This is a genomic window from Thioalkalivibrio sp. ALM2T (assembly GCF_000381505.1).
Lineage (GTDB): Bacteria > Pseudomonadota > Gammaproteobacteria > Ectothiorhodospirales > Ectothiorhodospiraceae > Thioalkalivibrio > Thioalkalivibrio versutus.
Window position 1 is genome coordinate 20786 of sequence record NZ_KB906566.1, and the last position, 22078, is coordinate 42863.

The following is a 22078-nucleotide window of genomic DNA, read 5'->3' on the forward strand; positions in this document are numbered from 1 at the left end:
CGCGAAGCGGCGCAGCACATTTCCCCTATCGAAATTTCCCGGATCAGCCTGTGCGCCGCTGGGCAAGCGTTGGCTTGATCCAGGCGATGCGGCCTGGGCAGGCGCCACCTGAGGGCGCCGATCGCCATCGAAGCAGTATCACTAGCGTGGCAAACTGTCCTTGACGACGGTGCCGCCCTTCATAATCAGGCGCAGGCTGCCGGCCGGCTCATCGAGCCAGTCCAGATCGGTTTCCGGATCTCCGTCCACCACCAGCAGATCGGCCAACGCGCCTTCGGTGATGGCACCGAGGCGACCGGCGTACGGCGCACGAGCACCGGACAATCCCAGCAGCTTACCCGCCGCGCCAGTGGCCATGTACAGGGCCTCCAATGGGGACATAAAACGCGCGAGCTTGGCGAGCTGGCGGCCCTGGCTGGCTCCGCCCTCGGCACTGAAGAGGATGTCGGTACCAAAGGCCATGGGTACGCCGTGCCGGCGGCCCAGCTCGAAGGCTCGCACCGTGCCCTCGGCCACTTGGCGCTGTTTGGCCTGAGAGGCGGGGTCACTTTGGGGGTTGGCGTCCTCATCCGCCAAGAAGGGTTGGATGCTCCACCACACGCCTTCATCCGACATCATGCGCACGGTGTCCTCGTCGGCCAGTTGGCCGTGTTCGATGGATCTCACCCCGGAACGGATGGCGCGCTGGATACCTTTGGGGGTGTAAACGTGCGCACACACGTAAGTACCCCAGTCTTCGGCGGCTCGTACCGCGGCACGCATTTCCTCCTCCAGATACTGGGTCGCGTCCAGGGGATCATAGAGGCTGGAGACACCACCTCCCGCCATGATCTTGATCTGGCTGGCACCCTTCATGAGTTGCTCCCGAGTGCGGCGTAAAACTTCGTCGACGCCATCGGCAATGGCAGCCACACCGTTGGTCTCCATTTGCCCGGCGGGTGTACCCGGCATCCGTGGCAGCTCATGGATCTGTCGAAAATCACCATGCCCAGAGGTCTGGGAAATCATGGCTCCGGAGGGAAAGATACGCGGGCCGGTGACCACACCCCGATCGATGGCCATCTTCAGACCGAAGGCCGGACCGCCCACGTCGCGCACTGTGGTGAACCCCCGCATCAGGGTCGAACCCGCCTCGCGGCCGGCCATCAAATGCAGGAAGCCCACGTCGGCAGTCATGGCCGCCATCTGACTGACTCCCGCCAGGGTGCTGTGCCAGTGAGCATCTATCAGGCCGGGGATAACCGCACGCCCCCCGCAGTCAATCACCTGGGCATTCTCAGGGCGCTGGTCCAGCAAGGGCAGGGCCACAATGCGGTCACCCTCGATCAGAATGTTTACGTCATCGCGCATCCGAAGGGTCTCACCATCGAACAGGCGTAGTCGGGTCAACAGCAGCGGCCGCCCCGGTGTCTGGGCGCCAAGTGGGTGGGGAGCGAGACCAAAGCCCGCGAACATGCCCAGCACGGCGGCGGCACCACCCAGAAACTGTCGGCGGGTCAGGTCGGCCTCGATGCGGCGGAAGGCGGATTGGGTATGGGATGCACCACAGTGGCAAGGGTTGATGCCATGGGCCGTAGGGCTTGATGCACAGCAGCTTGTACCCATGATCATTTCCTTACCGAATTCTTAAACCGGATCATCGGCTCATTACTGTTGCGTACACAAGACCTTAATCGCCCCTGAGCAAAGGCGAACGAGGCCACGGCATTCACGTAATACCCCACGTGACCTGGCGCCAGTTTCATTATGCGTCTGCACTTGCGTTCGACTCGTCCCGGCGGAACCAGCCGCTCTTTTGGCTGCATCAGGCTCGTCGTCCGGTGTTTCACCCTTCAGCCGGACGAACGAAGGCTAGGGAAACACTGATCAATGTACACACTCGCGCTCGAGTCGCTTTTTCGTGCGAACAAGGCGCGGCGACTGCCGTGCAGTCACTCTGCACAAGGGAGCCGCAAGCCGTGCGCGCGCAAAAGCGGCCGAGCCCTTAAGGGTTGGGACCCCAGGCCCCCCGATCCTGCGTTGCGGCCCTTGCCGGTAGAACCACTACCGGCTGCACGACGCGCCTTGTCTCGGAAAACCTGGGGTACCAACGCGAGTGTGTACATTGATCAGTGCTTCCCTAGGTGTGGAGTCTCACGAGGTTGTCCTCAGGTAGGCCGAGGACGCTGATGGGTGTCTGTTTGTTCAGGCTACCGTGTGGACGGTGCCAGTTGTAGTCATGTAGCCATCGAGGTAGGTGGGCTTTGCGTTCCTCCGAGGTGGCGTAGGAGAAGGCGTAGGCCCATTCCCGCAAGGCGGTCTGGATAAAGCGCTCGGCCTTGCCGTTGGTTCTCGGGGTGTAGGGCCGGGTCCGGCGATGCCGGATCCCCAGCCGGTGGCAGGCCTGGCTGAACGCCCGCGCGTGATAGCAGGGGCCGTTGTCGGTCAGCACCCGCCGGATGGTGATCCCCAGGGCCGCGTAGTAGCGCACAGCCGATTCCAGATGGGCGATCGCATCCTGGGCTCGCTCAGCCGGATAGATCTCGCTGTAGGCGACGCGTGAGCGATCGTCGATGGCCACGTGCACGTACTCGTAGCCCGCGCCGATGGAGTCCTTGGCCCGAACACCGGTCACTCGGTGTCCAGGCTGTCGGAAGCGCGCCAGCTTCTTGATATCGAGGTGCAGCAGATCGCCAGGGTGTTCGTGCTCATAGCGCCGGGGCGGCTCGGCCGGCTCCAAAGCGCTCAGGCGGTTGAGACCCTTGCGCTTCAGGATCCGGCCGACGGTGGCCCGCGAGCGCCCTACGAAATCCGCAATGCGCTGCATCGTCCAGCGTTGTCGGCGCAGGGCCTCGATCTGACGCTGGATGCGGCGCGGCGTTCGGCGCGGCTGCTTGTGCGGTCGGGATGATCGGTCCTGCAGCCCAGCGTACCCCGCCTGTTCGAAGCGCTGGACCCAGCCGCTGACCACTTTGGGATCCACGCCAAAGGCCCGCGCGGTGGCCCGACGACTCCAGCCTTGATCCAGGACACAGCGGACCATGCGCGCTCGACCACGCGGGCCCATTAAGGCATTTTGGTGAAGGTTCACGGGGCGTCCTCCTTGGAATAGCTCAGTCGGCAAACTCAGCATCCTTCGGAGTCGCCCCGTGGACAACCTATTGAGAGATCACACCTAGGCGATGAGCGTCGTGGCGAGGGCGAACCAGAGCGGGAGGGTGATCAGGGACAGCGCCGTGGTCAGTGTGACCGCGGCCGCGTAGAGTCCGGTATCGAGGCGGAAGCGGTCGCAAAAGACCAGCCCCAGGACCATCGCCGGCATCGCCGCCTCCAGCACCGAACCGATGCCGGGCACCCCTTCGAGGCCGGTCCACAGCACCAGCCCCAACGCGAAGACCGGGGCCAGGATCAACTGCACTACCGCCACGACTGCCAGCGGGCGGGCATCCCGGCCACGAAAACGGTTGAAGACCAGCGCCAGACCCAGCGAGAACAACATCAGGGGCGCCACACTGTCGGCGAGGAAGCCGAGAAAGACATCCAGCCAGTCGAGCAACGGGACACCGGCGAGATTCAGGGCCACGCCCACCACCGCCGCCCAGATCGACGGTACCGCCGCCAGCGCGCGCACCGGGCTCCCGCCGCCATACAGACGCACCGCCTCGGGATCGCCATAGCGCCGCGCCAGCAGCACGCCCAGCGTCAGTACCAGTGGCAGGCAGGCAAAAAGGTCGTACTGGATCGCGACGGCGCGACCCGCCTCGCCGAACAGGCTGTCCAGCACCGGGAGCCCGAGGTAGGTGGCATTCGGCCACGCGGCCGCCAGCAACATCGCGCCGATCGCCGCCCGCTCGGCCATGCAGACCCGGCAGGCCAGCAGGGTAACGCCCACCATGGCCAGCACCGTAAGGCCGGCCACCAGGGCGATGCGCAGGGAATCGAGACCCAGTGGCGCGACCCACAGCACCTGCAGGACCAGCGCTGGCAAGAGGAGGTAGTAGACCAGGGTGGTCAGGACCCGCCGGGTGGTATCCGCGTCCAGACCACCGGGTTGCAGGGCCCGCCAGACCACGCCGGCGACAATCAAGGCCCCCATCTGGGTCATCACGGTGAGCATGATCGGCGTGCGTCCTTTCGGGCCCGAGACAGAGTGGCAGATTCCTTTGCGTGGCGAATGCGATATCCGTCCCGCAAAGCGTCATTCTACGAGGGTAACGCGCATCCCACACGCAAAAACCCGGCGAGCACAAGGCTCCACCGGGTTTAGCGGCGCAGGACGATTGGTCCTGCGCGGGAGGGCAGCGGTGCGGAGTGGCTTACGCGGCGCCGCCGGCCTGCTCCTGTTCCTGCTGCTGACGGGCCACGTCAGCACGGACCTGCTCCATGTCCAGCTCGCGCACCTTGCCCAGCACCTCGTCCAGCTGGCCGGCGGACAGCACGCCCGGCTGCGAGAACACGATGATCTGCTCGCGGAAGATCATCAGGGTCGGAATGGAACGAATCTGGAACGCACCCGCGATGCCCTGCTCCTCATCCGTGTTGATCTTGGCGAAGACCACATCGGAGTGCTTTTCGGAGGCCTCCTCGAAGGTCGGGGCGAACTGCTGACACGGCCCGCACCAGGGGGCCCAGAAGTCCATGATGACGATGTCATTCCCGGTGATGGTGGATTCGAAGTTGTCCTGCGTGAGTTCCTGAACGGCCATGTTTGCGGCTCCGATTAAGAGTTTGGTCCGAAACCTTAACAGCCCCGCCGCAGGCTTTCAGGATTTCGATGCTGCGAGCATGGCCGCTCGCAGGCGTTCCAGGCGCTCGATCGGGTCGTCCGCCTCCAGCAGCTGCTGCTTGACCTCGAGATCGATGGGCAGCAATTCGGTCAGGCGCGCCGCCACCCAGGTGGAGTCATCGAAGCGCCGCTCGAGGTGCGACCAGGGCGTACCCAGCTGATCCAGCAAGCGCTCCAGCAAATCCGCCAGCGAGGCGTAGTCGACCGGAAGACTCACCTCGGGATACTCCTGCAACGGCTCCACATCGCCCAGCCACAGGCCGTCGTCGGCCCGCCGCGCGTTCTCGATCACACGGCGTCCCTCGCCCTTGACCAGGATGCCCAGCAAACCATCAGGGCGCTGATCCCAGTCCACGATGACCGCCTCGGTACCAACACCATGGAAGCCCACGGAGGGGTCGGTCTCGGACGGGCGCTCACCGGAGTCGGGCTCCGGTTCCGTGGCGACGATGACAAAGCGACCATCGTCGCGCAGGCAGCGCCGCACCATGTCCAGGTAGCGGGTCTCGAAGATCCGCAGGGGGAGTAATCCCTCGGGAAACAACACCGTGTTCAGCGGAAACAGTGGCAACGTGGTCATGCATCCTCTCCCGGCATCGGTGCCGCGCCCCAGCGCGGCACCAGGGCGTGCTCGACGTCGAGGTGATCCAGCACCCGCGCCACCATGAAATCGATCAGATCGTCGATGGACTGCGGCCGATGGTAGAAGGCCGGATTCGCCGGCATGACCACGGCCCCCATGCGCGCCAGGCGCAACATATTCTCCAGGTGGATCTCGGAGAAGGGCGTCTCGCGCACCACCAGCAGGAGCTTTCGGCGCTCCTTCAGGACGACGTCGGCGGCTCGCTCGATCAACCCGCGCGAGGCGCCGGTCGCGATCGCCGAAACCGTTGCGGTCGTACAGGGGCAGACCACCATTGCCTCCGGCACGGCCGAGCCACTGGCCACCGGGGCCGTCCACTGTTCGGGTCCGTAGCAGTGGATCTGGTCGGGCGCCGCCTGATAGCGCTCGCTGAAGTAGCGTGCGATCTCCACCGGGCGTCCGGGCACTTCGAGATCGGTCTCCAGGCCCAGCACCACCTGGGCCGGCTTCGACAGCATCAGATGCACCTGGATCCCGGACTCGATCAGGCACTGCATCAGGCGCAGGCCATAGGGCGCGCCGGAGGCGCCGGTCAGGGCCAGAGAGATGCTGCGCGGGCGCTCGTTCATGCGGGGGTTCCCTGCAGGGCGTCGATCAGGCGCACGTGCAACCCGTCGAAGCCTCCGTTACTCATGATCACCAGCGTATCGCCAGCGTGCACCGTGGCAAGAATCCCCTGCAACAGGGATTCGATATCGCGCGACACGACCAGGTCGTCACCCAGTTGTTGCTGCAGGCCGTCGGTGGACCAGTCGATCTCGGGGGCATGGTACAGATGCACCGCGTCGGCCTGAGCCAGGGCTGCACCCAGCGCATCGGCGTGCACCCCCATGCGCATGGTGTTGGAACGTGGCTCCAGGATCGCCACCAGACGCCCACCTGGCACGACCTGCCCGCGCAGGCCCTCCAGGGTAAGGCGGATCGCGGTGGGGTGATGGGCGAAGTCGTCGATCACCCGGATACCGTCGATCTCGGCACGCAGTTCCTGGCGCCGGCGCACCCCTGAAAACTCGGGCAGCGCCGCGATACCGGCCGCCAGCGGCACACCGGCATGGCGTGCGGCAGCCAACGCCGCCAGGGCGTTGGCCAGGTTGTGCTGGCCGGTCAACGGCCACTCCACTCGCCCCTGCACCACGCCATCGGCCAGCACCTCGAAGGCCGAGGCCTCGGGGTTCAGGGCGCGCGCGGCCAGTGCGGTAGGCGCGCCGGTATCCGGATCGATACTCAGACGTTCCACCGGGGTCCAGCAGCCCATTTCCAGCACCCGCTCCAGCGCCGCGTCAGCGGACGGCATCAGGATGCGTCCCTGCCCCGGCACCGTGCGCACCAGGTGGTGAAACTGGCGCTCGATGGCGGCCAGGTCGGGGTAGATGTCGGCGTGGTCGAATTCGAGATTATTCAGGACCAGCGTGCGCGGCCGGTAGTGCACGAACTTGGCGCGCTTGTCGAAGAAGGCGCTGTCGTACTCGTCGGCCTCGATGACGAAGAACGGGCTCTCGCCCAGGCGCGCACTGACCCCGAAATTCCCCGGCACGCCGCCAATCAGGAAACCGGGGCTCATGCCCGCGTACTCCAGGATCCAGGCGAGCAGGCTGGCGGTGGTGGTCTTGCCATGGGTGCCGGCGACTGCCAGAACCCAGCGATCCCGCAGGATGTGTTCGGCCAGCCACTGCGGACCCGAGGTGTAATCCAGGCCGCGATCCAGCACCGCTTCGACAATCGGCATACCGCGACGCATCACGTTGCCGACCACGACCGGGCCCTGCTGGGGCAGCATGCTCGGGTCATGCCCCTCGTGGTAGGCAATCCCCGCCTGCTCGAGCTGGTCGCTCATCGGCGGGTACAGCTTCTGGTCGGAACCGGTGACCGTGTAGCCTTGCGCCCGCGCCAACTGGGCGAGCCCGCCCATGAAGGTCCCGCCGATACCGAGGATGTGGAGATGCCTGGGACTCACTGGAAGAGCCCGATCGCGGTCTGGGTGATCACGCTGGAGACCACCACATACCCCAACGCAATCAGCATTCCGATCAGGCGCATGCCCAGCCCCAGCGCCTGCTGCAGGATATGGCCGAACACCAGCAACAGCCAGGCGAGCAGTATCAGCATCCCCAGCACGACGCCGGTCGCAATGTCCTCGGGTTCCCGCCCCGGATCCGGGCCACCCGCCAGCAGCATCAGCAACGCCATCAACAGGCCGAGGATCGCGCCGGTCCCGGCCATCGCGATGAAGGTCTGGCGCCAGCGGTCGGGAACGCCGCGGATACTCAGTAGGATCACGACGAAGGCATACAGGACTACCAGGTCCATCACATTCAGCGCCAGCGCGTGGCCGAAGCCGTACAACGGTATGCCGATCACCATGCCGGCAATCAAGGCAATCCCGATCCAGAAGATCAGGGTCCCGTTATCCGCCGGCAAGTCCTGCGGGCCGGCACGCAGCCGCAGGATATTCAACATCGCCGCAAGCCCGTTCAATGCTCGGCCTCCTCGGCCTCCATCGCCTCCAGGGCCTCGAGCTCGTCCAGCTCGTCGAGCATGGCATCGGCCTCCTCGTCCGACATGCCACCGCGCACGAGGAAATCACGACGCTGCAGGTAGCCCTGGCGCATCGCGATATACGGGTCGTCGGAGAGCTGTGCCAGCATGCGCTCGGTGGAGATCAGCCCGGCCCGCATGTCGATCACATCCAGCGCGATCAGGCCGGCCCACCAGCCCGGGTGATCGTCGCGCAGATTGGTGTGATACAGCGGGCTAACGTACCCGTCCACCAGGCGCGCAGGCGCATCGCGGGCCGTGCTCGGGCCCAGGAACGGTAGCTGAAGATAAGGCCCTCGAGCCACACCCCAGGCCCCCAGGGTCTGTCCGAAGTCTTCGTTGTTCTTGTCGAGGCCCATCGGCGAGGCGACATCGATCAGCCCGAACAACCCGAAGGTGGTATTGAACATTAGCCGACCCGTGTCCGAGGCAGCGTTTTCCAGATTGCCCTGCAGCAGGTTGTTGAACAGGACGACCACATCATTCAGGTTGGAGAAGAAATTCCCGACCCCCGTCTGCACCGGCTGAGGCAGGCGCCGATACTGCACGGCCGCAGGGCGCAGCAAGGACTCGTCGAAATCCTGGTTGAATTCAAACACCGCCCGGTTATAGGACTCCCAGGGGTCGTCGGGGTGACGATCCTCGCTGGGCACCGTCGCACAGCCGGTCAGGGCCAGGACCACCAGGACCAGCAGGCCCGTTCGCAAGCGGGAGACAACAGACATGTGATTCCTTTTTCTGATCGGGCCTGCAGCGGCCACACCGGCGACCGAACGGATGATAATACCGAGTCGGCGGGTCCGCGCCCGGCTCAGGACCCGGTAATGGGATGGATATCCGCCTTGCGGGCGAGCCCGACCTGGCCACGCCCCTGGTCCTTCGCCTGGTAGCAGGCGCGGTCCGCGGCCACGAAGGCCTCGTCCACCCCCGGCACATCCGGCCCCAGCTCGACCACGCCGACCGAGGCCCCAATGGTGACGTCCCGCGCCTCTACCTGCAACGGCCGGTCGGCCAGGGCGGAGCAGATACGCTGCCCCAGTATGCGCCCGTATTCGGCATTGGTGTCCCGAGCAATCACGGCAAACTCGTCGCCCCCAATGCGCGCCACGGCATCGTGGCTGCGGGTCAGCTGGCGCAGCACATGAGCAACCTGGCGCAGCAATTCGTCGCCGACCCGATGGCCATGGCGGTCGTTCACATCCTTGAAGTAGTCGAGGTCCACCAGCAGCAGGCTGGCCACCGCACGATTGTCGCGGGCGGCATGCATGGCAATCTCCAGCTCGCGCTCGAAGGCGCGCCGGTTCAACAAGCCGGTGAGGCCATCGTGGCTCGCCTCGTGCACCAGGCGATCCACCAGCCTGCGTTCCTCGGAGACATCCGTCAGCACCAGCAGGGTCCGCACGGAACTGCCGGCTACCGGGTCAAGCGCGGTACGGGCGATACGCACGATCAGTTCGTGACCGTCACGCCGGACCAGGCGGGCATCCGAACGCTCGCCGAGGGCCTGGTTCAGCGCTTCGCCCCGGGCATCCGCCGGCAGCAGGGGGCGGCCGGTACCCAGTTCGCGCAAGTCGAGCAGTTGATCCAGGGAACAACCCAGAACCTGATCCCGGGTCAGCCCCGCCAGCTCGCGGGCCGCAGGGTTCACGTAGGAGATCCCGCCACGTGCATCCAGGGTGATCACCGCATCCGGGATCGCGTCCATGCTGCGCTCGAGGTTGCGCCCGGAGCGGCGCACCCGGGTGTGGACCCGCGAGACATACAGCAGCGCCAGCAGCGCGACCACTGCCAGCGCCGAGACCAGCCACAGGATGTTGTCACGCAGCCAGACCAGGATATCGAAGGGCTGCGGCGCATACAGGCCAACCCCCAGTTCGTACATCAGCCCGTGAACGTCCTCGTAGGACCGGGGTGCTGCCCAGCCGCCGATGCCGGCCGCCTGACTTGCCGGATGTTCCGCATCCAGCGACAGGGTCGCCAGCAGGATGGCATGCGCCAGCCCGGTATCCAGGTCACCACGCATCGCCAGCGGCCACTCGGGGTACAAACGGGTACTGGCGCGGTAAGTGAACGATGGGAAGGCGCGCTCGCCGACCACCCGGACCTGCTCCACCCGTGGATCGCCACGTGCCTCCAGGTCCTCCAGGATGCCGGTCCGGAAGGTCGCGGCATCGACCTCCCCCTGCAGCACCCAGTCGAGGCCGCGGCCGACCGGAAAGCCGGTAAACACCACCGACGCCAGATCACTCTCTACGTCCAGCCCGGCCGCCTGCAATTCGCGCCAGGTCATCCACCAGCCCCCAAAGGCATCAGGATGCACCGCGGACAAGCGCTGCCCCCGCAGATCGTCCAGCTCCACCAGGTCATCCCGATCGGCTCGGGCGATCACGACGGCCCCGAAACGGTCCTCGTCACGGCCCACCTGGCGCGGCTGCATGGTCGCGATGCGCGATATCCCGTGCTGCTGCTCCAACATCACGTAGGAACCGCTGTTGGTCAGGATCAAATCGAAGCGCTTGTCTGCTACCGCCGCCTGCAACTCGTCGTTGTCCACCGGCTCCAGCACGAAACGGGCCCCGTCGATCTGCTCTGACAGGTACTCGACGAATGGCGTCCAGCGTTGGCGTGCCACATCGTCGCCGCGGTGGGCGAGCACCCCGAGGACCAGCCGCTGCTCGTCCACCGCCGCCGTTTCCTCCGCGAACAAGGGCGCCGAGGGATACAGCAACAGACAACACACCAGGAGCACCGCCAGGCCACCAGACATCCACGCGATTCCCGGGCGCCGGAGCGGGGCAACCCTCAATGAGGAGCGCTGGCGGCCCGCCCCGCTCATGTCATGTCGGCTTGCGGTTGCGGCTGGCGGCGATTCGCAGGCGCAGCGCGTTCAGGCGGATGAAGCCCTCGGCGTCCTTCTGGTCGTAGGCGCCGGCGTCATCCTCGAAAGTGGCGATGGCATCATCAAACAGGGTGTCCTCGGAGCGACGACCCGCGACGATCACGTTGCCCTTGTACAGGCGCAGGCGCACCTCGCCGTTGACCACGCCCTGGGTGTCGTCGATCGCGGCCTGCAGCATGCGCCGCTCCGGGCTCCACCAGTAGCCGTTGTAGATGATGCTGGCGTAGCGCGGCATCAACTCGTCCTTCAGGTGCGCGGCCTCGCGGTCCAGGGTGATGGATTCCAGCGCCCGGCGGGCACGCAAGAGGATCGTGCCACCCGGGGTCTCGTAGCAGCCGCGGGATTTCATGCCGACATAGCGGTTTTCGACGATATCCAGACGGCCGACACCGTGGGCCCCACCGCGCTCGTTGAGCTTCGCGAGCAACTCCGCCGCGCTCAGGCGCTCGCCGTTGATCGAGACCGGATCGCCCTTCTCGAAGCCAATGGTCAGGGTCTCGGATTCGTCCGGCGCGGCCTCCGGGGAGACCGACCAGCGCCACATGTCCTCCTCGGCCTCGGTCCACGGGTCCTCCAGCGGGCCACCTTCGTAGGAGATGTGCAGCAGGTTGGCGTCCATCGAATACGGCGACTTGGTGCCCTGCTTCTTGTAGTCCACCGGGATGTTGTGCTGCTCGGCGTAAGCCATCAGGCGCTCGCGCGAGTTCAGATCCCACTCGCGCCAGGGGGCGATCACCTTGATGCCCGGCTTCAGCGCATAGGCGCCCAGTTCGAAACGCACCTGGTCGTTGCCCTTGCCGGTGGCGCCGTGGGCGATCGCGTCGGCCCCGGTCTCCTCGGCGATCTCGACCAGGCGCCGTGCAATCAAGGGACGCGCGATGGAGGTACCCAGCAGGTACTCGCCCTCGTAGATCGTGTTGGCGCGGAACATCGGGAACACGTAGTCGCGCACGAAGGTTTCGCGCAGATCCTCGATATAGATCTGCTTCACACCCAGGGCCTCGGCCTTGGCGCGGGCCGGCTCGACCTCCTCGCCCTGACCCAGATCGGCGGTAAAGGTAATCACCTCGCAGCCGTACTGATCCTCCAGCCATTTGAGGATGACCGAGGTATCCAGACCGCCGGAGTATGCAAGGACGACGCGCTTGATCGAGGAGCTCATAAGAATTTCTATCCTTTTCCTAAGGTAAAGATATAGTCGTTTTGACGGCTGGCGTCACTACCACGCCGGGGTCGCGGAGGGTGCGGCCGGATCCGGAACGGGGCCGGGGTCGCGGCCCTCGGACCCTTCCGTGACGGCGACGGGAGCGTCACCCGCGTCCGCATCGCCGCTGTCCAGCCACCAGATATCGCTGCGCCGCGAGGCCTGGCGCGCGCCATCGGCGGCCGGGTCGACACCCGGGGCCTCGATCTCGACACCCGCAGCCGGGACACCCGCCTCCACCAGTGCCTGACGTACCACCTCCGCACGATTGCGGCTGAGGGGACGGTTGATCTCCAACGGCCCGGCGGCATCCGTCCAGCCAACGACCCGAACGCGCGGCGTCTCCGTAGCCGCCAGGATGCGGGCCGCGCGCTCCAGAACCTCGCGTGCCTCGGGATCCAGGCGATGGCTGCCGGTTTCGAAGTAAACGCTCCAGCGATCCAGCGCGCCCCCGTCCGGGCTCGCGGCAGGCGCGTCCTGCCCGCCATAGCAGGCGCGGAAATCGCGCGCACGGAGGGCAAAACGAATGCCGCGAAAGTGCGCCGAGTCGTCACCATCGGGAAAATCGATGCGCACATCATGGCCGGCCAGCAGGCGGGCCTTCAAGAGTTGGGCCGACCCCTGAGGCACCCTGAACAAGCGATCGTCACGGGCCTGCAGCCGCAGATCCAGGGGCGGCTGGGTCGTCGGACGCAGCCATTCCGGCGCGCCGGTGCGCAGCCGCGGCGTGACGCCCGCCGGCATCGCGTAGGGGGCCTGCCAGAAGACTGCGGTCAACAGGCCCGGCCGGGCCTCGAAACGCAGCGTACCGCCGTGACGCACGGTCTGTTGGATGCGACAGGTGGCATCTTCCTCGGTCAGCTGCCAGTCACTACGCTCCAGCGGTTCGCTGTAGGGCGCAGCACCCGCCGTGGCCATACCCACCCCCAGCAGCACCATCCCCGGGAGTGCGCAACGCAGCCACTGGCGCAAGCGGGCCACGACCCGCTAGCGCTTTTTCGGCGGCAGGATGTCGGTGATCGAGCCGTGCGCGACCTCGGCGGCGAAGGCCACCGTCTCGCTGAGCGTCGGGTGCGGGTGCACGGTCAGACCGATGTCTTCCATCTCGGCGCCCATCTCCAGCGCCAGCATCGCCTCGCCGATCAGGTCGCCGGCCGACGGGCCGACGATACCGGCTCCGATCACGCGGCCATCCGCATCGAACAGCAGTTTGGTCAGGCCGTCCTCGGCACCCAGCGCGATCGCCCGGCCGGAGGCGGCCCAGGGGAACACGCCCTTAGTGTAGTCGATGCCGTCGGCCTTCGCCTGCTCCTCGGTCATGCCCATCCAGGCGACCTCGGGATGGGTATAGGCCACCGAGGGGATGGCACGGGCGTCGAAATGGACCTTGTGCCCGGCAATCACCTCGGCGGCAACCTTGCCCTCGTGAGTGGCCTTGTGCGCCAGCATCGGCTGACCGACCACGTCGCCGATGGCAAAGATGTGCTCGACGTTGGTGCGCTGCTGGCTGTCGACCTCGATGAAGCCGCGCTCACTCACCTGCACGCCGGCCGCCTCGGCCTTGATCTTCGCCCCGTTCGGGCTGCGGCCCACGGCGACCAGCACGCGATCGAAGGTGTCCTCTTCCGGCAGGCCCTTGGCCTCGCCCTCGAACTGGCAAACGATCCCGGCCTTGGTGGCCTTGGCCTCGGAGACCTTGCTCTTGAGGAAGATATTCTCGAAACGCTTCTTCGCGCGCTTCTCGAACGGGCGCACGATATCGCGATCCGCGCCCGGCATCAGGGTGTCGGACAGCTCCACCACCGTGACCTTCGCACCCAGCGACTCGTACACGCAGGCCATCTCCAGGCCGATGATGCCGCCACCGACCACCAGCATGCGATCCGGGATCTCGGCCAGGTCCAGCGCGTCGGTGGAATCCATCACCCGCTCGTCGTCCCAGGGGAAGCCGGGCAGCTTGATCGCCTGCGAACCGACCGCGATGATCGCGTGCTCGAAGCCGATCACCTCGCGGCCGTCATTGCCCTCCACCGCGATGCTGTTGGCGCCGGTGAACTGGCCGACACCCTGGACCACGCGCACCTTGCGCTGTTTGCACAGCTGCTTGAGCCCGCCGGTCAGCTTCTTGACCGTGCCGCCCTTGTAGCCTCGCAGGCCCTCCAGATCGATCTCCGGTTCGCCGAACTTGATACCCAGCGCGGCGAAACGCTCGGCCTCGTGCAGCACCTCGCCGGCATGCAGCAGCGCCTTGGACGGGATGCAGCCGACGTTCAGGCACACGCCGCCGATCTCCGGGTAGCGCTCGACCATCACCACATCCAGGCCCAGATCCGCGGCGCGGAAGGCGGCGGTATAACCACCAGGGCCGGAACCCAGCACCAGCACCTGGCACTGGCTGTCGGTGTTCGGGTCAGCGGCCGCCTTGGGGGCCGCCGCCTTTTTCGGCTCACTCGCGGCGCCGGACTCCGACTTCGCGGAATCGGCTTTGGCATCACCGCCGGAGGCGCCCTGCTCCTCGGTGCCCGCAGCGTCGCCACTGGCCTCGAGATCCAGGAGCTTCGTGCCCTTGGACACCTTGTCCCCGACCTTCACATGCATCTTCTTGACCGTGCCGGCCTCGGGGGCCGGCACGTCGATGGCCGCCTTGTCGGACTCCAGGGTGATCAGCGGGTCTTCCGGGGCGATCTCGCTGCCCGGCTGCACCAGGACCTCGATAATCTCGACGTCCTTGAAATCCCCGATGTCCGGGACCTCGATGGTCTTGGTCTGGCTCATCCAGTCACTCCGGTTGGCATTCGATTACAACAGCATGCGGCGCATGTCGGACAACAGCCCGCTCAGCGTGGTGGCAAAGCGCGCGCCCAGGGCGCCGTCGATCACCCGGTGATCGTACGACAGTGCCAGCGGCAGGATCAGGCGCGGCTCGAACTCCTTGCCGTTCCAGACCGGCTTCATGCTGGAGCGCGACACGCCCAGGATCGCGACCTCGGGGGCATTCACGATCGGGGTGAACTGGGTGCCACCGATCCCGCCGAGGCTGGAGATGGTCAGGCAGCCGCCCTGCATGTCCGCCGGCTTCAGCTTCTTGTCGCGAGCGCGCTGGGACAGGTCCATCAGCTCGGAGGCGATGTCGACCAGACTCTTGCGGTCCACGTCGCGCACCACCGGGACGACCAGGCCGTCCGGGGTGTCCACCGCGATGCCGAGGTTGTAGTACTGCTTGATGATCAGGTTCTCGCCGGTCGCGTCCAGCGAGGCGTTGAAACGCGGGTACTGCTTGAGCGCGGAGACCACCGCCTTCATCAGGAACGGCAGGAAGGTGACCTTCACGCCCTTCTTTTCGTACTCGGCCTTCAGCGACTTGCGGAAGTCCTCGAGCTCGGTGATGTCGGCCTCGTCGAACTGGGTCACGTGCGGGACGGTGACCCAGTTGCGATGCAGGTTCTTGCCGGTGAGCTTGTTGATCTTCGACAGCGGCTGGGTCTCGGTCGGCCCAAACTCGGAGAAGTCGATCTCCGGCATCGGCTCGACCCCCAGCCCGCCACCGGCGCCCTGGCTCAAGGCGCGCTTGACGAAGCCCTGCACGTCCGCGCGCAGGATGCGCCCCTTGCGCCCGGAGCCGTCGACCTTGCTCAGGTCCACGCCCAGCTCGCGCGCGAACCTGCGCACCACCGGCGAGGCATGCGCCTTGCGGAAGGCCGATTCGTCGCGGATGTGCTCGGTGGGGGACGGGCGCGGCCCGTCGGCCCGGTCGGCAGGCTTCGGCGGCTCGGGCTTCTTCGACGGGTCGGTCGCGGGCCCGGCCTCGGCCTTCGCATCCGAGGACGACGACGCCTCCTGTTTCGGTGGCTCCTCCTTGGCGGCAGTATCTTCGGTGGCACCCTCGTCGGAGGGTTCCAGTTCCAGAATCGGATCGCCCTCGTTGACGCGGTCCCCGGCCTTTACCTTGACTGCTTTCACGGTCCCGCCCTGCGGGGCCGGGATCTCGATGGAGGCCTTGTCCGATTCCAGCGTGATCAGCGGATCCTCCGGGGCGATGGTGTCCCCCGGGCTCACGATCACCTCGATGATCTCGACGTCCTTGAAGTCACCGATGTCCGGTACGTGCACGGTAGTCGTGTTGCTCATGTCTGCTCCTGCCTCGGTACCGGCGGCCTCAGGCCTGCAAGGGGTTGGGCCGTTCGACGTCGATCTTGTACTTCTTGATCGCCTCACTGACGGTCTTGGCCTCGACGGTCCCGGCGTCGGCCAGGGCCTTCAGGGCCGTGACCGCGATGTGGTAACGATCGACCTCGAAGTGCCGCCGCAGCGCCGCGCGGGTATCCGAGCGGCCGAAGCCGTCGGTTCCCAGCACGCGGTAGTCGGCCGGCACGAAGGCGCGGATCTGGTCGGCGTAGGCCTGGACGTAGTCGGTCGCGGCGATGACCGGGTCGTCCGAACCACCCAGACACTCCTCCACCCAGGACTTGCGCGGCTTGGCCTCCGGGTTCAGGCGCGCATGGCGGTCGACATCGCGGCCGTCGCGGGCCAGTTCGTTGAAGCTGGTCGCGCTCCATACCTCGGCGGCCACGCCGAAGTCCTGGTCCAGCAGTTCCGCGGCGGCAATGGCCTCGCGCAGGATGGTGCCGGAGCCCAGCAGGCGCACCTTCTTTTTCTTGCGCCCGCCCGCCTGGAAGCGATACAGCCCGCGGCGAATGCCTTCCTCGGCACCCTTCGGCATGGCCGGCTGCGGGTAGTTCTCGTTCATCACGGTGATGTAGTAGAAGACGCTTTGCTGCTCCGCGTACATGCGGCGCATGCCGTCCTGCACGATCACCGCCAGCTCATAGGCGAAGGTCGGGTCGTAGGCGATGCAGTTGGGGACGTTGGCCGCCATCATCTGGCTGTGGCCGTCGTCGTGCTGCAGGCCCTCGCCGGCCAGCGTGGTGCGCCCAGCGGTCGCACCCATCAGGAAGCCGCGCGCGCGCATGTCGCCGGCGGCCCAGATCAGGTCGCCGATGCGCTGGAAGCCGAACATCGAGTAGAAGATGTAAAACGGCACCATCGCCACGCCGTGCGTGGAGTAGGAGGTCGCGGCCGCGATCCAGGAGGACATGGAACCGGCCTCGTTGATCCCTTCTTCCAGGATCTGGCCCTTCTTGTCCTCCTTGTAATACATCACCTGGTCCTTGTCCTGCGGCTCGTAGAGCTGACCGACCGAGGAGTAGATCCCCAGCTGACGGAACAGCCCTTCCATGCCGAAGGTGCGGGCCTCGTCGGGGACGATCGGAACCACGTTCTTGCCGATCTTCTTGTCGCGGGCAAGCAGGGTCAGCAGCCGCACGAAGGCCATGGTGGTCGACATCTCGCGCTCGCCGGAGGCCTCCAGCAGGCCGTTAAACGCATCCAGCCCGGGCACTTCGAGCGGCGTGGCCAGCGGCCGGCGCACGGGCAGATGCCCGCCCAGGTCGTTGCGCCGCGCGTTCATGTACTTCATCTCTTCGGAGTCGGGATCCGGCTTGATGTATTCGGCCTTTTCCACCTGCTCGTCGGACAGCGGGATATTGAAGCGGTCGCGGAACTGCTTCATGTCGTCCGAATCCATCTTCTTCTGGCTGTGGGTGCGGTTCTGGGCCTCGCCCGCCGCGCCCATGCCATAGCCCTTCACGGTGTGCGCAAGGATCACCGTCGGCTGGCCCTTGTGCTCGGCCGCCGCCTTGTAGGCCGCATAGACCTTGACCGGGTCGTGGCCCCCGCGATTCAGGCGCCAGATATCCTCGTCGGACATGTTGGCCACCATGCGCTGGAGCTCGGGGTACTTGCCAAAGAAGTGCTCGCGCACGTAGGCGCCGTCGCGCGACTTGTAATTCTGATAGTCGCCATCGACCGCCTCCATCATGCGTTTTTGCAGAAGGCCGTCGGTGTCCTTGGCCAGCAGCGGATCCCAGTAGCGGCCCCACAGGACCTTGACCACATTCCAGCCGGCGCCGCGGAAGATGGCCTCCAGCTCCTGGATGATCTTGCCGTTACCGCGCACCGGGCCGTCCAGGCGCTGCAGGTTGCAGTTCACCACCCAGGTCAGGTTGTCCAGCTTCTCGCGCGAGGCGAGGGTGATCGCCCCCAGGGTCTCCGGCTCGTCGACCTCGCCGTCGCCAACGAAACTCCACACACGGCGGTTCTTGGTCTCCGCCAGGCCGCGATCTTGCAGGTAGCGCATGAAGCGCGCCTGGTAGATGCTCATGATCGGACCCAGGCCCATGGACACGGTCGGGAACTGCCAGAAGTCCGGCATCAGCCACGGGTGCGGATACGACGACAGGCCCTTGCCATCCACCTCGCGGCGGAAATGGTCCAGCTGCTCCTCGCTCAGGCGTCCTTCCATGAATGCGCGGGCGTAGATGCCCGGCGAGGAATGCCCCTGGGCAAACAGCAAGTCACCGCCGTGGTCGTGCGCAGGGGCGTGCCAGAAGTGGTTGAAGCCGACGTCGTACAGCGTCGCGGCGGAGGCGAAGGTGGCGATATGCCCGCCCAGCTCGGCAGAGACCCGGTTGGCCTTCACCACCATCGCCATTGCGTTCCAGCGGATATAGGAACGGATGCGATGCTCCACCGCGCCATCGCCCGGATATTCCGGCTCGAGGTGCGTGGGGATGGTGTTCACGTAGGCAGTGTTGGCGGAGTACGGGAGGTAGGCCCCGCTGCGGCGCGCCTTGTCGACCAGTCGCTCGAGGAGAGCATGGGCCCGTTCCGGGCCATCCGTCTCCAGCACGGAGGCCAGGGCGTCGATCCACTCCTGGGTCTCCTGCGGGTCGATATCGTGTTCGGTCGCGTTCGGGTCCATGCGCTCTACCCCTGAAAACGGGTTGGGAATCGGGTTGCCACTACGGGGCCGGGCCACCGGGCAGGCGGGCATTTGCTACCATGCGCCGGTGTTGGGCGGGCATAAAAGGCGCAAGTATCCCGACTGTCCCGCCAACAGGTCAAGCCAAAGCCCGCTATGGCGCCGATCGTCGGGGAAATCTGCGGGAACGTGCGCAAACCGCGCGCAACCCGCCTGACCAGCCGGAACACGGGCCAATCCCCCGCCCGGCGCCGCCGACAGCCCGAACCACCGCCCCACCCGAAACCGAGTACCCCAATGCCCGAAACCCTGCAGCTGGACCCCAATCACCGCCCGATGGCGAACCGCTTCCGCGGCTTCCTGCCGGTGGTCGTCGACGTGGAGACCGGCGGCTTCGACTGCCGCCGGCATGCCCTGCTGCAGATCGCTGCGGTATTTCTGCGCCGCGACGCGAACGATCACCTGGTGCGCGACCGCACGGTCAGCGTGCATGTGCGGCCGTTCGAGGGTTCGGAAATGGACCCGAAATCGCTGGAGGTCAACGGCATCGACCCCTACCACCCGCTGCGCGCGGCCTACCCCGAGGATCAGGCAATGGGCAAGGTGTTCAGCGAGGTGCGCCGGGAGGTGAAGGTCAACCACTGCAAGCGCGCGGTGCTGGTGGGGCATAACGCCCACTTCGATCTGGGCTTCGTGCACGCGACGGCCGAGCGCTGCGGCATCAAGCGCAACCCGTTCCACCCGTTCAGCAGCCTGGACACGGTATCCCTGGCAGCACTGGCCTTCGGCCAGACCGTGCTGGCGCGCGCGGCGGACGCCGCGGGACTGGGCTGGGACACCGAGTCGGCGCACAGCGCGGCCTTTGATGCGGAAAAGACGGCGGACATCTTCTGCCAGATCACCAACCGCTGGCAGGACGGGATCGGGGTGCCGCAAAACGCCCTGCGCCTGCCCGACCCGGAAGAACTCCCGCCCGGGAGTTGAACGCAAAAAACCCGCCGCCCGAGCCGCCACAAGGGCGCCCGGGTGACGGGTCATATGACGGACAGCCGTATGGCCGCCGGGCCGCTTCAGCCTAGCTGGCCGCGCGCTTGGCGTGGGCCTCGTCGACCATCTTCTTCAGCTCGCCGCTTTCGAACATCTCGAGGGTGATGTCGCAGCCCCCGACCAGTTCGCCGTCGATATAGACCTGCGGGAAAGTCGGCCAGTCGGCGAAGCGCGGCAGATTCTGCATGACTTCCTGATCCGCGATCACGTTCACGTAGCCAAATTCCTGGTCGCAGCGCTTGAGCGCCTCCACCGCACGGCTGGAGAACCCACACATGGGGAACTGCGGGGTGCCCTTCATGAAGATCACCACCGGATTATCTTCCACCTGCTGGCGGATGCGGTCCATTACGTCCATTACTGTACTCCCGAAATTTGGTGCCAAAACAGGGCGCAGCCGCGCATCGCGGCACACCCCAAACTTATTTCCTAGTATAACGCTCAGACATTGAAGCGGAAATGTACCACGTCGCCCTCTCTCAGCACGTATTCCTTGCCTTCGAGGCGCCATTTCCCCGCGTCCTTCGCGCCCTGCTCGCCGTTGTATCCAACGAAGTCGTCGTACCCCACCACCTCGGCACGGATGAAACCGCGCTCGAAATCCGTGTGGATCGCCCCCGCCCCCTGCGGCGCAGTGGAGCCCTGGCGCACAGTCCAGGCACGCACCTCCTTCTCGCCCGCGGTGAAGAAGGTCTGCAGGTTCAACAGGCGGTAGGCCGTCCGGATCACCCGGTCCAGCCCCGGCTCCTCGAGACCCAGGTCGGCCAGGAACTCGGTACGCTCCTCGGGATCCAGCACCGCGATCTCGGCCTCGATGGCGGCGCAGACGCTGACCACTTCGGCGCCCTCCTCGGCCGCCTTCGCCTGCACGGCCTCGACCATGGCATTGCCGCCGACCAGCGAGGCCTCGTCCACATTGGCAATGTACATCGCCGGCTTGAGGGTCAGAAGGTGCAGGTCGTACAGGGCCCGTCGCTCGTCCTCGTCCAGGCCCTGCGCCCGTGCCGGAATGCCCTGATCCAGGCCCGCCGACACCTTCTCGGCCGCCTGCAACTGGGCGATGGCGGTCTTGTCCTGCGACTTGGCCGCACGTGCCAGACGGGAAAGCGCCTTGTTCACGGTCTCGAGGTCCGCCAGCATCAACTCGGTGCTGATGGTCTCGATATCCGCCAGCGGATCGACCTTGCCGGCGACATGCACGATGTCGTCATCCTCGAAACAACGCACCACCTGGGCGATCGCATCCGTCTCGCGGATATGCGCCAGGAACTGGTTGCCCAGCCCCTCGCCCTGAGCGGCGCCGGCGACCAGGCCGGCGATGTCCACGAATTCGACCGTGGTCGGCAGCGTGCGCTGGGGCTTCACGATCTCGGCGAGCCGCGTCAGCCGCGGATCCGGGACCTCCACCACGCCCACGTTCGGATCGATGGTGCAGAAGGGATAGTTCTCCGCCGCGATGTCCGCGCGCGTGAGGGCATTGAACAGGGTGGACTTGCCGACATTCGGCAGGCCCACGATCCCGCATTTCAGACTCATCGGGCTTCCTCGGAGTTCTTGGGGCCGGCCGGCTTCGACCCACCCCCATGCAGATTGCGCACGGCCTCGTCCCAGCGCCCGGCCACCAGGGCCGGGATCTGGTCCAGGGCCGTATCGATGGCCTCCTCGATGGCCCGGGCATCATCCCGCCCAGGGCGATCGAGCACGAACGGCACCACGTCATCGCGATGCCCCGGGTGCCCAATACCAACCCGCAGCCGGGCGTAGTCCGGCCCGCCCATGTGGCGGTGCAGATCACGCAGCCCGTTGTGTCCACCATGGCCGCCGCCCAGCTTCAGCCGCACTACGCCGGGATCGAGATCCAGCTCGTCATGCACGACCAGGATGGCCGCGGGCGGGATGCGGTAGAAATCCGCGCACTTGCGTACCGGGAGGCCACTCTTGTTCATGAAGCTCATGGGCTTGAGCAGCCAGCAGTCGCCGTCCGGCAGGGCCAGACGTGCCGCTTCACCATCGAAGCGACTCTCGGGGCGGAACTCCGCGCCATGGCGGCGGGCCAGGGTGTCCACAAACCAGAAACCCGCGTTATGCCGGGTTTCGGCATAACGCGGGCCCGGATTCCCCAGCCCGACCACCAGACGGATCGGTTCGGGTTGGATCGCCATCAG

19 protein-coding genes are annotated in these 22078 nt (G+C 66.2%); 1 reads left to right on the forward strand and 18 read right to left on the reverse strand.

Annotated features, from left to right (window positions below; translation table 11 throughout):
• Window positions 1-141: 141 nt before the first annotated feature.
• From F816_RS0110800 to aceE, 15 genes are all read right to left on the reverse strand, one after another.
• On the reverse strand, window positions 142-1605 hold the full coding sequence (locus F816_RS0110800; RefSeq protein ID WP_019594732.1) for an amidohydrolase family protein: 1464 nt from the start codon (window positions 1603-1605) through the stop codon (window positions 142-144).
• Between the two features lie 514 nt (window positions 1606-2119).
• Window positions 2120-3070: an IS481 family transposase gene (locus F816_RS14130; RefSeq protein ID WP_081622695.1), complete on the reverse strand. Its 951-nt coding sequence runs from the start codon at window positions 3068-3070 to the stop codon at window positions 2120-2122.
• Window positions 3071-3154: 84 nt separating this feature from the next.
• On the reverse strand, window positions 3155-4096 hold the full coding sequence (locus F816_RS0110810) for an AEC family transporter (RefSeq protein ID WP_019594734.1): 942 nt from the start codon (window positions 4094-4096) through the stop codon (window positions 3155-3157).
• 199 nt (window positions 4097-4295) lie between these two features.
• Window positions 4296-4685: a thioredoxin gene (gene trxA / locus F816_RS0110815; protein ID WP_018142101.1), complete on the reverse strand. Its 390-nt coding sequence runs from the start codon at window positions 4683-4685 to the stop codon at window positions 4296-4298.
• 57 nt (window positions 4686-4742) lie between these two features.
• Entirely contained in the window at window positions 4743-5345 is a 603-nt protein-coding gene (locus F816_RS0110820; protein ID WP_019594735.1) for an LON peptidase substrate-binding domain-containing protein, read from the reverse strand.
• Window positions 5342-5977: a flavin prenyltransferase UbiX gene (locus F816_RS0110825; protein ID WP_019594736.1), complete on the reverse strand. Its 636-nt coding sequence runs from the start codon at window positions 5975-5977 to the stop codon at window positions 5342-5344. The genes F816_RS0110820 and F816_RS0110825 overlap by 4 nt, the downstream gene beginning before the upstream one ends.
• Window positions 5974-7362 carry a UDP-N-acetylmuramate:L-alanyl-gamma-D-glutamyl-meso-diaminopimelate ligase gene (mpl, locus tag F816_RS0110830; protein WP_026333236.1) on the reverse strand — a complete coding sequence of 463 codons (1389 nt, stop codon included), beginning with the start codon at window positions 7360-7362 and terminating at the stop codon, window positions 5974-5976. Before mpl ends, F816_RS0110825 begins: the two co-directional genes overlap by 4 nt.
• Window positions 7359-7883, reverse strand: coding sequence for a hypothetical protein (locus F816_RS0110835; protein WP_019594738.1), 525 nt, complete (start codon window positions 7881-7883; stop codon window positions 7359-7361). The genes mpl and F816_RS0110835 overlap by 4 nt, the downstream gene beginning before the upstream one ends.
• Window positions 7880-8668, reverse strand: a complete 789-nt coding sequence (locus tag F816_RS0110840) for a VacJ family lipoprotein (RefSeq protein ID WP_019594739.1) — start codon at window positions 8666-8668, stop codon at window positions 7880-7882. The genes F816_RS0110835 and F816_RS0110840 overlap by 4 nt, the downstream gene beginning before the upstream one ends.
• 86 nt (window positions 8669-8754) lie before the next feature.
• Window positions 8755-10710 (reverse strand): diguanylate cyclase domain-containing protein, encoded by a 1956-nt coding sequence (locus F816_RS0110845; RefSeq protein WP_019594740.1) that lies wholly within the window; start codon window positions 10708-10710, stop codon window positions 8755-8757.
• 70 nt (window positions 10711-10780) lie between these two features.
• On the reverse strand, window positions 10781-12004 hold the full coding sequence (locus F816_RS0110850) for an argininosuccinate synthase (protein ID WP_018169045.1): 1224 nt from the start codon (window positions 12002-12004) through the stop codon (window positions 10781-10783).
• Between the two features lie 57 nt (window positions 12005-12061).
• Window positions 12062-13027 carry an OmpA family protein gene (locus F816_RS0110855; RefSeq protein ID WP_026333238.1) on the reverse strand — a complete coding sequence of 322 codons (966 nt, stop codon included), beginning with the start codon at window positions 13025-13027 and terminating at the stop codon, window positions 12062-12064.
• Between the two features lie 6 nt (window positions 13028-13033).
• Window positions 13034-14821, reverse strand: a complete 1788-nt coding sequence (gene lpdA / locus F816_RS0110860; protein ID WP_019594742.1) for a dihydrolipoyl dehydrogenase — start codon at window positions 14819-14821, stop codon at window positions 13034-13036.
• Between the two features lie 24 nt (window positions 14822-14845).
• On the reverse strand, window positions 14846-16261 hold the full coding sequence (aceF, locus tag F816_RS0110865) for a dihydrolipoyllysine-residue acetyltransferase (protein ID WP_081622696.1): 1416 nt from the start codon (window positions 16259-16261) through the stop codon (window positions 14846-14848).
• Window positions 16203-18866, reverse strand: coding sequence for a pyruvate dehydrogenase (acetyl-transferring), homodimeric type (aceE, locus tag F816_RS0110870; protein ID WP_019594744.1), 2664 nt, complete (start codon window positions 18864-18866; stop codon window positions 16203-16205). Before aceE ends, aceF begins: the two co-directional genes overlap by 59 nt.
• A gap of 297 nt (window positions 18867-19163) precedes the next feature.
• Here aceE and rnt point away from each other — a divergent pair, with 297 nt between their 5' ends.
• Complete coding sequence (gene rnt / locus F816_RS0110875) at window positions 19164-19850, forward strand: ribonuclease T (protein ID WP_019594745.1); 687 nt, start codon at window positions 19164-19166, stop codon at window positions 19848-19850.
• A gap of 91 nt (window positions 19851-19941) precedes the next feature.
• Here the strand turns inward: rnt and grxD are convergent, their stop codons facing one another.
• The 3 genes from grxD to pth form a co-directional block, all read right to left on the reverse strand.
• Window positions 19942-20271: a Grx4 family monothiol glutaredoxin gene (grxD, locus tag F816_RS0110880; RefSeq protein ID WP_018145267.1), complete on the reverse strand. Its 330-nt coding sequence runs from the start codon at window positions 20269-20271 to the stop codon at window positions 19942-19944.
• Window positions 20272-20354: 83 nt separating this feature from the next.
• On the reverse strand, window positions 20355-21449 hold the full coding sequence (gene ychF, locus F816_RS0110885) for a redox-regulated ATPase YchF (protein ID WP_019594746.1): 1095 nt from the start codon (window positions 21447-21449) through the stop codon (window positions 20355-20357).
• On the reverse strand, window positions 21446-22075 hold the full coding sequence (pth, locus tag F816_RS0110890) for an aminoacyl-tRNA hydrolase (protein ID WP_019594747.1): 630 nt from the start codon (window positions 22073-22075) through the stop codon (window positions 21446-21448). The genes ychF and pth overlap by 4 nt, the downstream gene beginning before the upstream one ends.
• Window positions 22076-22078 lie beyond the last annotated feature (3 nt).